The sequence below is a fragment of the Verrucomicrobium sp. BvORR106 genome, assembly GCF_000739655.1.
Classification (GTDB): Bacteria; Verrucomicrobiota; Verrucomicrobiia; order Verrucomicrobiales; family Verrucomicrobiaceae; genus Verrucomicrobium.
The window spans coordinates 18,104-30,327 of sequence record NZ_BATR01000137.1; the positions used below are offsets into that span (position 1 = coordinate 18,104).

Here is a 12,224-nt window from a genome sequence, read left to right on the forward strand (position 1 = left end):
CACCAGCATCCCTATCAGAACGCGATTGCACCTTCAAGTCAGGCGGAGCATTCCGACAGTCCGTGGCTCGCCCCTTCAAGAACCTCCTCAGCCATGCTGAAGGCATTGCAGATAGTAGCCAGGGGCCGGGCCAGTTTTACGAGCTCTGCCCCTGGTTTCCAGAAAATTTCATCGCACCCTGAAGGGGTGCCAGAAGGCACGTCAATCACTCCTGATTTTCTCCCGTCTCCATGCCGGATCACCTCTACCGCATGAACTCCCCATGGAGCATATCAGACACGATCCCGGCCCCGGCAGTGACGCCGTGACCGCTGGCATGGAGAACGGAGTGCTGCCGGGTCATGTTGTCCCCTGCCGCGTACACACCTTTCACCGTGGTCTCGTTCATCTCGTTCACCTTGAACAATCCCAACTCGGTCTTTTCGCAGCCCAGCATCTCACCTAACTTGGACTTGGTCTCAAACGGCGGCACGGGCGCTGCAAAGAGCGCATCGCGCTTGATGATGCGACCGTCCTCCAGCGCCACGGCCTTCAGCACCGTGCCCTCATGCAACAACTCCCGAATGGGCGACTCCACGAGCTGGACTTTTCGACGGTCGATGGCCTCCCGTAGTTCCACAGGCAGGTCCGCCTTGCCGTTGGTGAAGAGGATCAGGTCCTGGGTCAGGCCAAAGTGCATCGGCAACGCATGTGCCGCCATTGCACCATTGGCCACGGTGCCCAAAGCCAGCCCCCTCGCTTCATAGCCATGGCAGAACGGACAGTGAAAGACGGCCTTGCCCCACAATTCCTTGAACCCTGGGGCACTGGGAAGCCGGTCCTGCACACCATCGGCCAGGATTACCCTGCTGAACGTCTGGCGAGCCCCCGTGGAAAGCTCCGCGATGAAGCCGCCCTCGTTTCTCCGCTCGACGGATAGCACCGTCGCATCGGCGAACTGGATCGTGTCATACTTCCCGAGATTCTTGCGCGCCTCCTTTCTCCATTCGGCGGGGTGAATGCCCTCACGGGTGGGAAAGTTGTTCAGGTGCTCGGACGGGGCATTTCGGGGACGGCTGTCGTCACAGATCAATGCGGAACGCAGCATGCGGCCCAGGGTCATGCCGGCGCTCAGTCCCGCGGGACCGCCGCCGACGATCAAAACATCGTGGTCGTATTTCATCTTAAGGTGGGGTTCAGCCCCCTTCACCGCCGCCTCCGCACGCATCGGAGTCTGCAGGAGCGCCCCGGTGCCTAGCACGGTGGCTTTGAGGGCTTGGCGTCGGCTCAGGGCGGGCATGGGTGGGAAAAAGGTGTATGAATCGCCCTTCAACTTACCTGCGACCACACAAGAGAGAATTACCAATAGGCTTGACTTTTTGATACCCAAACGGCATCAATCGATCATGGACCTCTCCAAGCTCAAGGCTTTTGTGGTGGTGGCTGAGGAGCTCAACTTCCGGCGCAGCGCCGAGATCCTCGGCATGACCCAGCCTCCCCTCACCCGCCTGATCGCCGGGCTGGAGGATGATCTGGGAACCAAACTCTTCGAGCGCACCACCCGCCAGGTGAAGCTCACTGGCACCGGTATCTTCCTCCTCAAAGAAGGTCGCGAGATCATCGCCCGCGCTGATAAACTGGAGCACGAGGTGCGCGCCATCAGCCGCATCAAGGGCGGAGCTCTCTCGGTGGCGTTCTCCACCACCGTCTTTTTGGCCAGCTTGCCCAAAATCATGGGCGCGTTTCAAGAGCGGTTCCCAAAGGTAGTGATCCAACTCCACCAGGAGACACGACAACGCCTCTTTGCCGGGCTACGACAAGGCCGGTTCGACGTCGGGTTCGTGGAAGGCAGCGTGGACGAGGAGGACCTGGCGTCCGACACGGTGCACGATGAGGCACTCGGCGTGCTCCTGCCCAAACAACACTCGTTTGCCCGGAGGAAACAGCTCGAATTCTCTGAGCTGAAAGACGAGACGATCATCCTCCACCCCAGGAAGGACAACGACCGCTTTCACGATACCGTTCATCAACTGTTCCGCCAGAGTGGCATCAAGCCAAGGGTGTACGTCAAGAGTGACTGGGAGAGCTGCCCGGTGCTGGTCGCCATCGGCAAAGGCGTCTCGCTTACGATTCTGGGAACTCAGCAGTGCACGTTTCCCGAAACCAAGTTCGTGCCCATCAGACAGCTCTCTCTGCCGGTTTCAGTCGTATGGAGCCGGGAGAATCCCAATTCCACGCTCAAAGGTATGCTGAGCTTCGTGGCAGAAAATGCCGCCCTGCGTAGGAAGAATGCCGTGTGCCTGGAAGAGGGATTGAGATTTTAGGAGAGTGTGTGCGTTCGAGGCCACCACCACCTACGCCAAGTCTGCCAACTCCGGCACGATGAAACGCACCTCGGGATCAAGCTTCAGGCCAAACTCCTCGTCCAACACCTCCAGCAACTCGCCTTTCGTGTGCAGTTCCCGCTTCACGGCTTTCCCCTCTGCATCACGCACGGAAAACTCGTTGTTCAGCATCGTGTATCGCCTTCCACCGGAGGCGGCACGGGCAACCATCAGCCGATCCCGGAAATGGGACTGAGGGTGCATACTGGTGTACCAGTTGGCGACCTCACGGTCGATCGGCGGCATGACCTCCAACGTGAATTCCGAGACATCTGTCCAGTCGTTGCCCAACAGGGCCTGATGATAATACACGCCGTTTTCGTGGATGATCCTTCGCGTCTCGTGGGGCGTCTTTTGCGGAACATCCAGTTCCAGCCGAAGGGCGGCAGTGGCGCTAAGGCCTCCCACCCCCACATCGGTCAGCCAGGATGCCCCATCCAGCTCTACCCGCACAAACAAGTGGGTGCGAGGCGGCGTTATGTCGCGAGTGCGACCAATGCGCACGCGAGCACTGATGGGTTGAGCCTCGAAGCCCATGGCGAGCAACACCTGGAGCAAGAGGCCATTTTGCTCAAAGCAGTAGCCTCCCCGGCGTGCCTGAATGAGCTTCTGCTGCACGGATGTCATGTCGAGCGAGACCCCACGGCCTGAGATCACGTCCAGATTCTCAAACGGGATGGCCTGGGCATGCCCCAAGGCAATGCCGTTCAGGACCTGCAAGCAGGCCTCCCGTGGCCCAGTGTAGCCGATGCGGGCGAAATAGGCGTCGAGATCCAGGGGTGGGAGTAGGTTTTCAGACATGGGGAGGAGACGGAGCGCTGCCAGAATCGAGGGCTGCGTGTGGATACGTCCCAAACTCCGAGGGCGACAAGGTGCAGAAAATAAAATGCAGACACCATGCATCTATTTCTGCCGACACCCCGTAATGCTTAATACCCGGCACCACCGGGTCCTCATGAGGACGACCTCGTGTAGCAAATCCCATCTCCAGGACGGCCTGGACTAGCACTTGCACACACCTCGTACCTCTTATGGCATGGATCATCCTTCTGTTGGCCGGCATTTTTGAAATCGCCTGGACCATTGGCCTGAAATACAGCCAAGGCTTCACCAAGCTTGGCCCTTCGCTTTTGACCGGCGCGGCGCTGATCATCAGTTTCGCGTTGTTGGGCAACGCCGTCCGCACCCTGCCGCTGGGCACCGCCTACGCGATCTGGACGGGCATCGGTGCCGTGGGGGCCATCATCGCGGGCATCGTGCTTTTCCACGAGCCTCTGACCCTGGCGCGTTGTTTATTCGCGCTCATGATCGTCGCCGGCATGGTCGGGCTGAAGTTTACCTCAGGGCAATGAGTTCGGTAGTTCAGTAATCCGGTGGGTCTGTAAGTCGGTAGACCTGGAGGCACCTCGATAACGTGGCGGGCGTCTGCCGTGGGGCCACCCAATGGGTCTACCGCTCCGCGGTAGGGGCTCCCGGCCTGCATTCCATGGGTTGCACTCGCTACGCTCGCTTCACCCATGGCTACGCATGGCGAACCCTCCGGGTTCATGAGACAACACATCCGGAGAGAGTCGCACCCCCTCCGCTCCCAACCCGGCTGGGACAGCCGGACTACATCATCCGTCTCGCACCGGGGTTGGAGTTCCGCGTTTACGCGGTCAGTACGCCCCCCCTGACATAGCAAGCAGTGATGACAACCATCCACATAATGACGTCATCACCGCTCCACTGAATTACTGTCCTACCGAATTACTGATTTACCGAATCACCGCCCTCCTGCGCGCATCCGGTCGAGCGGCGACTCGTCCATCATGGACTTCTTCACTTCGAACACCGGGATGTTCTCCAGTTCCAGTTCAAACTCGGGCTTGGTATTGATGAACTGCTTCATGCGCTCGATATCACCCACATCCGGCTTGGTGGTGGTAAAAACGGGCAGAATAGGGCTGCCATCCGGCCGTTCGCGGTATTTGCCTTTCTTGCTCTGCACGAGCAGCAGGCCACCCACGCGACCCCCGGGACGCTCGCCCACCACAATGTCAATCTTGGCAGGGCCGGTGAAGCGCACCCACTTGCCTGCATAGCAGTGCTGAGTACCGGTCAAGACGGGCGGGCCGCCAAAGGCCTGCTTGATCTCGGGATCAGGAGTCTGCACGCCGTGATTGCCGATGTTCAACCACGAACCGTCAAACACGCACTTGTTGTTGATGTAGATCACCAGGGCGTCGTCAAAGTTCCCGACGAAGCGCCACTCGCCGTTCGTGGGCGGGTTGATGACGCCGGTGTAATGCACGTACCAGCACGGGGCTGCACTTCTTTTTCCACGTTGAAGGCCTTGGGCCCCTCCTCTGCCGCCATGTACGGCACGGTCAGGAAGGTGAAGCTCATCTGCTGGCTGGCGTGGTAATACTCCTTCATCGCCGTAGGGGCGAACTTCTTCTCAGCCGCCTTGGCAATGATGGCCGCGTAGTTGTTCGGGTTGTAGTCAATGGGCTTGCGGTCGCCATCCTGCTTCAGGTCATAAAGCGTGCCTGCCAGGCCATCCCCACCCCGCTTGCCGAAGAAGGTGACTGGCGCAAACCCGCTCACCCCGCCGATACCCTGACCGGTGCCGAAACCGCCACCAGCCCCAGCCTTGCCAAAACCACCACTACCGGCCATGCCACCCATGAGGCTGCTCGTATCCGGCATAGAGAGGCTGTCCGCCGGGGCGTCTGGCAGGGAGATCGCCGCCGTGTTGTTCTGGGAAACAATCCGCCGGATCGGCATGGACTTGTTCAAGGTGGTGCGCTTTTTCTGCTGCACTTGCTGGCTGAGGGCCTTGGAGGCCTCCTGACCCGCCTTGCCACCGCCTGGCAGGAAGTCCACCTTCTTCTCCTGCACGATGGTCTGCACCATGAAGTAGGCCGCCACCAGGATGGCCACGTGAATAAGCAGGCTCAGCGCGAGGGATCCGCCACCCACCTTGCGCCAGTAGCGGACGACCGCATTTGGCTGCTTGGTGGGGGCGATGTGTGTGGCACCATGGAAATGAACCGGGCCCGCCGGGGCGGTCACCACCACCTGCTGGGGAGCTTGCGGCACTGGGGCGGCAGACTGGACCGGGGCTGAGGGGGCAGCTGACTCCGGGACGAGGCCGGAGACGGTTCCAGAGAGGCTTTGGATCTTGACGGGCCGGGAGGCTGGCGAGGGTGAGTTCTGTGAGTCCATGGTGCGATGAAATAGTCCAAGCCGAAGGAGGATCGCTAATCCTTCAGCTCCTTGTCGTACTTGGCCTTGTTGCCGAAGTACATGTCCCCGGGGATGGTGGTTCCGTCGTTCTTCACGATGGTGAACCGGCCCCCGGTCTTGTCAGCGATCTCTTTCATGAGCGGCGCGCCCGCACTGGTGTGCATGAGGAAGGTGTTGAGCGTGGCCTTGGCCTTCTTCTTGTTGTAGTCCAGGATGAGCTCCACATTGGAGCCGCCCAATCCGTCCGTCATGAAGTATACGACCTTCGGCGGTGGGCTCATGTTCAGCGCCGTTTTGAAGGCCCAGCGCCAGTCAGTGCCGCCCCAGGTTTCCTTCTTGTCGAGCTCCTCCTTGGTTCGCTCCACATTCACGGGATTCGAGGTGAGCCAGTCATCCTTGGGCAGCTCGTTGTCAGAGCCGTCAAAAGCGTAGTCCGTGTGCGACTTGGTGGGCGAGAAGAAGCGGTACTTCTGCTTGCCCCGGTGCACCATGATGCGCTCGAACGTGCTGGGCTGCTCCACCTTCCAGTTGCGATCTGCGAATCGGGCGCCGCCCGCAAAGAGGATCACCTGATACTGCGAACGCATGGGCAGCAACTTGAGAGTCTTACCCATTTCATTCACCACCAGTTCCACCTGGTTCTTCTTCATCGAGGCGGAGAAATCCAGCACGAAAACCACGCGATCCAATGGCGAGCTCATACCGAAGAAGGTGACGCCTTTCATGCCGCCAGTGCCGATGCCTGTGCCAAAGCCCCCACCCGCCCCCTGGTTGCCAAATCCGGCACTGCCGCTCATGCCGCCGCCCATCATGCTGCTCATCTCCGGCATCTCCAGATTGTCTGAAGGCATGTCTGGCAGGGCAATCGCGGCGTTCGCGCTGGTGCTCACCACCTTGCGTATCGGCAGCATCTTGCTGATGTTGGTGCGCTTCTTCTGCTGCACCTGCTGCGCGAGCGACTGCGAGGCCTCCTGGCCCGCCTTGCTGCCACCACCGGGCAGGAAGTCCACCTTCTTCTCCAGAACGATAGTCTCCACCAGGAAGTAAGCCGCCACGAGGATGGCCAAGTGGATCAGCAGGCTCAGCGCCAGCGAGCCTCCACCCACCTTGCGCCAGTATTTCACCATGGCGTTAGGCTCCTTGGAAGGCACGGGTGGAATGAGCCCTTGCGGCACTTGCGGTGCGACATGCACCACCACGGGAGTGCCCGCAGGGGCAGGATTTCCGCCCACGGGCGGCACGGCGGCGTCAAGCGCGTCGGCAGTCGGTTCTGTACTCATATTGTAAGGACAAGGTTCCTTACAAGAGTTGTCGCCAGCCAGATGGATCAGCACATCCAGTGCTGTTCCACCTGACACATTTCTTTGGGCGACTGCAACCATTGGCGAAGAATCAAAAATCCGCGTCAGCGCATGGGGAGCAGTCCCAGCCCGCGAGGGTTCTCATCATTCAGGGCCGAACGACGCACCCCGAACACGGGTGGATTGGCGGCAAGCTGCACCCGCTTGGCAAATGGGTCGTTCTGCACGCGAGTGAGATCTGCCATTTCCAGATTGGTTGTGGTGAAAAGCGGCAGGATCGGCGTGCCGTCGGGACGGGTCTCGTATTTCTCATCCTTGTTCTGCACCATGAGCAGACCACCCACCAGCCCCCCGGGCGTCTCCCCCACAACGATGTCGAGCTTGAACGGCTCGTTCATCTTCACCCATTTGCCGAAGTAGGCGGTGCGGTTCCCGGAAATAGACGGGCCTTTGAACTCCTGGCGGATGTCTGGATCGCGATCCTTGCCGTCGCCCGCCATCGGCACCCAGGAGCCGTCCAGCACTGGCTTGTTGTTGATGTACACGATGAGCAGGTCGTCAAAGAACCCGACGAAACGCCACTGCCCCGCCTTGGGCGGTGTGATCATGCCGCTGTAGTGCACGAACCACCCGCGTGGCTCCACCTCCTTCTCGGCATTGAAGCACTTGGGCCCCTCCGCCGCAGGGAGGTTGGCCGGCACGAGGAGATAAGTGAAGCTCACCTGCTGGTTGGCCTTGTAGTAATCCTTCAGAGAGGTGGGTGAGAAGCGCTTGTCCGCCGCCTTGTTGATGTTCGCCGCGTACTCGGGGAAGGAACCAGAGTACGGCAGAGGCTTCCGGTCGCGGTCCTGCTTCATGTCATAGAAGGCGCCCGGCAGGCCATCACTCTGCCCGGTGCGGCCAAAGAACGTCATGCCCGTGAACCCCTTCACGCTGCCCATGCCGATGCCATTGCCCGAGCCGCCGCCCGAACCCATGCCACCGAATCCGCCGCCGCTCATCCCACCCCCCAAGGGGCTGCTGGTCTGGGGCATGTCCAGGCTGTCCATCGGAGCATCCGGCAGGGAGATCGCCGCCATGTTCGACTGGGTGACCACCCGCTTCACCTGGATGGACTTGTTTAAGGCAGACTGCTTCTTCTTCTGCCTCTGAGTATTGAGAGCGGCCGAGGCATCCTGGCCCGCCTTGCTGCCGCCACCGGGCAGGAAGTCCACCTTCTTCTCCTGCACGATGGTCTGCACCATGAAGTAGGCGATCACCAGTATGCCCGCGTGAATGAGCAGGCTGAGCGCCAGCGATCCCCCACCCACCTTGCGCCAGTAGGCCACCAGGAGATTAGGCTTCTTGTTTTGCGACGAGTACGCGGGTGGTGGCAGTACCGGACCGGGAGCATGCTGCACGTGCACCTTCTGGATCGGCACGGGTGTAGATGAGGCGGCGGGAGTAGCAGGCACACTTGAGACGGCTGCTGGCGTCGTCTCCCCCTCCACTCCCCCCATCGTTCCAGACAGGGACTGAACTCTGATTTGGGGGGTAGGACCGGTTCCTGTGGAAGGTATTTGGGAGGAGGAAGATGCGTCCATACAGGCGTAACTTTCAGAAGGGAAATCTCTTTGAAAATAGTCAAAAATTCCGACGAATCTGCCTATAAGGCAAAGCTTATGCCACAGGCGAAACTATTCTCTTATAGCTCTGAAATAGAGATGGTTACAATCATTTTAAACTCAGCCCCTTCGCCAAATCTGATCAATAATCACCCATGATTTTCACCGCCATGAACAACATCCATCCACCTTCCCAAAATGCGCAGACGTGATGGTCAATTTGCGCATTGAGAAGGGACATAAATGGACGCGTTTGCTCGCCGTATCGGGGCTTGTACCACGGTCCTGCGCCGCAGCAGGTTTGGAGCGCCGCGTTTACGCGATCAGGCCGGGCTGCTTCCTGACATGAAAGGCCGAGTCAATTGCCGACAGCTCCTCGACGATTCCCGACTCAACCTCTGGCTGGCCAAGCCAGTCTTCTGGCATGACCGCGCCCTCATAGAGCCTCTGGGGTGAGTAGAAGACCGCTGGGAGAAAGAGCCCCTGCCCCCAGAGGTAGGCCAGAAGATCGGGCACCAAGTCCCTGAGATCGTCGGTTCGGATGAATGGACAGACGGGGACATCGCGTGGCACCACCCGAGACCGACGTTGCCGGTGCAGAACAAAGCACAAGCCAGGAGTTTGATCGTCGCGATTCCAATCCGTCCCGAGTCGCAGGTGGTCCAACTCGTGCGCGGGCAGGAACTTGAAGCGGGTACGGGAGACGGATCCTCCTCGCAGCCAGATGCCTTCGGGCGTGGCAAAGATTTCCTGCTGCCAGACACTGCGCCAGAGATGAAGCGCAAAAGAGATGACCCCTGCATAGCCGAGGTAGAGCCATATCACGAGAAACAAGTGGCCTCCCGCCAGGGCAAACACAGTGCCAAATACCGTGGCTCCCGTCCAGACGAGCCAGACGACCATGTGCACTATGAACCAGATCCAATCCCGGCCTTTCTCTTCGGGATCGATGACAAAACTCGGCGTCCCGACTGGCGGAGTACGTGGGATGGAAACTGAGACTGATGACATGCAGAGCGGCAGCTGATGTGATCCAGCGGCCAATATTATTTACGCCATGAGCATGCGTGATTCCCGCGAATTTGCAATGCCGCACTCAGTGACAAGCGCGTCACATGAGGGTGATTTGCTTGACGAGTCTCCCCTTTCCGCTCCCATCCCGGACCGACTGGACCAGCCGGACTACGCCCTCCGTTTCGCGCCGGGGTTGGAGTTCCGTCCCGCATGCGGGACGGCTCAGAACGCGCGTTACCCATGACACACAAGCGAGGTCAAGCGCATCGCCTTGGTGCCTGTGGCACCGTTCTCATCCAACTCCCCCCACCCGCCCCAGCAAGAAAAACCAGAACGAGTCCGAGTGCAGGCTTGAGTTTCATCGCAGGCTCCTATGTAATTCGGGGGCTGCCGGTCCGGAGTAGACGCAGCAAGATCAAATTCCCCCGCAACCTGTTCGCGGCCGGGGAGTTGAAGCTTGTTTGGCTGACTCTGTTTTTCGCAATTCCTGACTGCTTGCTGCGTTTAGCGTTCTGTCCCAATGTCCTTTTCCCTTACCGATCTCCTGGCCCAGACAGCTACTGAAGCTGGCTGCACCCAGTCCCAACTCTGCCGCCAGACTCTGGAGGAAGCGGTTTCCCGCCGTAGTTCCCTGGTGGAAGCCCTGCTGGACTCCAATCTGGTTGATGAAGACCTCTTCATTGAGCACCTCGGCCGGTCATTGAGCCTGCCGTTCACCTCGGACGAAAGCCTGGAGCCTGCGGACAATCTGCACAATCGCTTCCCTGCCAAGCTGGCCCTGCGCCACCGGGTGTACCCGGCGCACTTGAGCGGAGCTGACCTGACCCTGCTGACCTACGATCCCTTCAATCTGGATGCCCGGCAAGCCGTGGGCCAGGAGGTGCGCAAGCGCATCACCTGGGGTCTGGCCACGCGCCGTCGCATCCTGGAAGCCCTGCACCAGGGCTATGGCGTGGGGGCTGAGAACTTCGAGGAGTTGCTGGAAGGCCGCGATGGCGACTCCAGCCACGACGACATGAAGCAAGAGGTGAACGTCCTCGACGAGGCGGATGAGGAGGCGACGGTCATGAACTTCGTGAACCAGATCTTCCGCGAAGCCTTGAAGGAACGGGCCACCGACATTCACGTGGAGCCTCTGGAGCGCGACCTGCGCATCCGCTACCGCATCGACGGCAAGCTGCAGGAAGTCCCGGTGCCGCCCAACATGCGGCTGCTGCAGGCCTCCCTCATCTCGCGCCTCAAGATCATGGCGCACCTGGATATCGCCGAGCGCCGGCTGCCCCAGGATGGTCGTATCAACCTCGAACTCGATGGCGACCCGATCGACGTCCGCGTGGCAACCATCCCCTCCGTCAATGGCGAGAGCGTGAGCCTTCGTCTGCTCACCCGCCAGAAGTTCGACTTTGAGAAACTGGGCCTCACACCCCACATCGAGACCAGCATTCGTCGCCTGCTCGGCTCACCCAACGGCATCATTCTCGTGACGGGCCCCACCGGAAGCGGGAAGAGCACCACGCTCTATACCTTCCTCCGGCAACTCAACACCAAAGAACGCCGCATCGTCACCATCGAGGATCCGGTGGAAAACAAGCTGGATGGCGTGATCCAGATCGCCGTGAAGCCGGAGATCAACCTCACCTTCGCTGCGGGTCTGCGCAGCATCCTGCGCGGCGACCCCAACGTCGTGATGGTGGGGGAAATGCGAGACCTGGAGACCACCGAGATTGCGATCCGCGCCGCCCTCACCGGCCACTTGGTCTTCTCCACCCTGCACACCAACGATGCCGTTGGCGGCATCAGCCGCCTGCTGGACATGGGCATCGAGCCCTTCCTTATTTCCTCTTCCGTCCGCGCCTTCCAGGCCCAGCGGCTCGTGCGCACGCTCTGTCCCTTCTGCAAGCAGCCCACCCAGCTTGAGAAGAGCTACCTGGAAGCCATCGGATTCCCCCTCTCTGAAGCAGACAAACTCCGCCGTCCCGAAGGCTGCCGCCAGTGCCGTGGCACCGGCTACCAGGGCCGTCTCGCCATCATGGAGATCTGCGAAGTCACCTCCCAGATGGGTGAGAAGATCAACCTCCGCGCGCCCATCGCCGAACTCAAGGCCCAGGCCTTCAAGGACGGCATGATCCCCATGCGCCAGTACGGCTTCATGAAAGCCATCCAGGGCGTCACGACCGTGGAGGAGGTAATGACGGTGACGGCAAGCTCAGATTGAACACTACAGGAGATGAAGAACGGGGTAAGTGGTGAGAGGTAAATGGTAAGCAGTGGAATTCTCATGGACTTGGAAGCAACAGGGACAACAAAGCGTGCAGGTGGATTTGCAGAATCGTTCGGCGATCTGGAAGTCTACAAGCTCGCGTTTGCCCTGCAGCTCGACATCTACAAAGCCAGCCGCGCCTGGCCTCGCGAGGAGACGTACGCTCTGACGGATCAGATCCGTCGCAGCAGTCGCTCTGTGGGAGCTTGCATTGCAGAGGCTTGGGGAAAGCGCCGTTACGAAGCCCACTTTTACAGCAAGCTGTCCGATGCAGACTCGGAGTTGAATGAGACTCTGCATTGGCTCCGCACCGCGTTCACCTGCCAGTACATCGCATTGGAAGAATGCGAGCCCTTTGCCGACCGCATCAAATCGATTGGAAAGATGCTCAACCGCATGATGGCGAATGCCTCTTCTTTCTGCCTGCCGAATCCCTATCGTGCCTAGCGCC

Annotated in this window: 11 protein-coding genes; 4 read left to right on the top strand and 7 right to left on the bottom strand. The window is 59.9% G+C overall.

Annotated elements, in window-relative coordinates:
- Positions 1 to 244: 244 nt before the first annotated feature.
- On the bottom strand, positions 245 to 1,279 hold the full coding sequence (locus BV106_RS25535; RefSeq protein ID WP_265596060.1) for an NAD(P)/FAD-dependent oxidoreductase: 1,035 nt from the start codon (positions 1,277 to 1,279) through the stop codon (positions 245 to 247).
- A 106-nt stretch (positions 1,280 to 1,385) separates the two neighbouring features.
- On the opposite strand from BV106_RS25535, the gene BV106_RS25540 reads away from it, so the two are divergent.
- Complete coding sequence (locus BV106_RS25540; protein ID WP_038169428.1) at positions 1,386 to 2,303, top strand: LysR family transcriptional regulator; 918 nt, start codon at positions 1,386 to 1,388, stop codon at positions 2,301 to 2,303.
- A gap of 30 nt (positions 2,304 to 2,333) precedes the next feature.
- On the opposite strand, the gene BV106_RS25545 is transcribed toward BV106_RS25540, so the two are convergent.
- The gene (locus BV106_RS25545; RefSeq protein ID WP_038169429.1) at positions 2,334 to 3,164 is read right to left on the bottom strand and encodes an arylamine N-acetyltransferase; all 831 of its coding nucleotides are present in this window, start codon (positions 3,162 to 3,164) and stop codon (positions 2,334 to 2,336) included.
- 230 nt (positions 3,165 to 3,394) lie between these two features.
- Here BV106_RS25545 and BV106_RS25550 point away from each other — a divergent pair, with 230 nt between their 5' ends.
- Positions 3,395 to 3,715 (top strand): multidrug efflux SMR transporter, encoded by a 321-nt coding sequence (locus BV106_RS25550; protein ID WP_038169431.1) that lies wholly within the window; start codon positions 3,395 to 3,397, stop codon positions 3,713 to 3,715.
- Positions 3,716 to 4,128: 413 nt separating this feature from the next.
- Here BV106_RS25550 and BV106_RS38860 read toward each other — a convergent pair whose 3' ends face one another.
- The 5 genes from BV106_RS38860 to BV106_RS25575 form a co-directional block, all read right to left on the bottom strand.
- On the bottom strand, positions 4,129 to 4,656 hold the full coding sequence (locus BV106_RS38860; protein WP_265596061.1) for a hypothetical protein: 528 nt from the start codon (positions 4,654 to 4,656) through the stop codon (positions 4,129 to 4,131).
- The gene (locus tag BV106_RS25560) at positions 4,578 to 5,573 is read right to left on the bottom strand and encodes a hypothetical protein (RefSeq protein WP_038169435.1); all 996 of its coding nucleotides are present in this window, start codon (positions 5,571 to 5,573) and stop codon (positions 4,578 to 4,580) included. The genes BV106_RS38860 and BV106_RS25560 overlap by 79 nt, the downstream gene beginning before the upstream one ends.
- A 35-nt stretch (positions 5,574 to 5,608) precedes the next feature.
- The gene (locus tag BV106_RS25565; protein ID WP_265596062.1) at positions 5,609 to 6,874 is read right to left on the bottom strand and encodes a vWA domain-containing protein; all 1,266 of its coding nucleotides are present in this window, start codon (positions 6,872 to 6,874) and stop codon (positions 5,609 to 5,611) included.
- 125 nt (positions 6,875 to 6,999) lie between these two features.
- A complete protein-coding gene (locus BV106_RS25570) occupies positions 7,000 to 8,316 on the bottom strand; it encodes a hypothetical protein (protein WP_038169439.1) in 1,317 nt (438 codons plus the stop codon).
- Between the two features lie 498 nt (positions 8,317 to 8,814).
- Entirely contained in the window at positions 8,815 to 9,510 is a 696-nt protein-coding gene (locus BV106_RS25575; protein ID WP_265596063.1) for a hypothetical protein, read from the bottom strand.
- Positions 9,511 to 10,033: 523 nt separating this feature from the next.
- Here BV106_RS25575 and BV106_RS25580 point away from each other — a divergent pair.
- Entirely contained in the window at positions 10,034 to 11,728 is a 1,695-nt protein-coding gene (locus BV106_RS25580; protein WP_038169443.1) for a GspE/PulE family protein, read from the top strand.
- 63 nt (positions 11,729 to 11,791) lie between these two features.
- On the top strand, positions 11,792 to 12,220 hold the full coding sequence (locus BV106_RS25585; protein ID WP_051946324.1) for a four helix bundle protein: 429 nt from the start codon (positions 11,792 to 11,794) through the stop codon (positions 12,218 to 12,220).
- The last annotated feature ends 4 nt before the right edge of the window (positions 12,221 to 12,224 follow it).

Bases quoted from the DNA above. Each gene is read 5' to 3' on its own strand.
- BV106_RS25535 (WP_265596060.1), bottom strand. From the start codon at position 1,279: ATGCCCGCCCTGAGCCGACGCCAAGCCCTCAAAGCCACCGTGCTAGGC.
- BV106_RS25540 (WP_038169428.1), top strand. From the start codon at position 1,386: ATGGACCTCTCCAAGCTCAAGGCTTTTGTGGTGGTGGCTGAGGAGCTC.
- BV106_RS25545 (WP_038169429.1), bottom strand. From the start codon at position 3,164: ATGTCTGAAAACCTACTCCCACCCCTGGATCTCGACGCCTATTTCGCC.
- BV106_RS25550 (WP_038169431.1), top strand. From the start codon at position 3,395: ATGGCATGGATCATCCTTCTGTTGGCCGGCATTTTTGAAATCGCCTGG.
- BV106_RS25560 (WP_038169435.1), bottom strand. From the start codon at position 5,573: ATGGACTCACAGAACTCACCCTCGCCAGCCTCCCGGCCCGTCAAGATC.
- BV106_RS25565 (WP_265596062.1), bottom strand. From the start codon at position 6,874: ATGAGTACAGAACCGACTGCCGACGCGCTTGACGCCGCCGTGCCGCCC.
- BV106_RS25575 (WP_265596063.1), bottom strand. From the start codon at position 9,510: ATGTCATCAGTCTCAGTTTCCATCCCACGTACTCCGCCAGTCGGGACG.
- BV106_RS25580 (WP_038169443.1), top strand. From the start codon at position 10,034: ATGTCCTTTTCCCTTACCGATCTCCTGGCCCAGACAGCTACTGAAGCT.
- BV106_RS25585 (WP_051946324.1), top strand. From the start codon at position 11,792: ATGGACTTGGAAGCAACAGGGACAACAAAGCGTGCAGGTGGATTTGCA.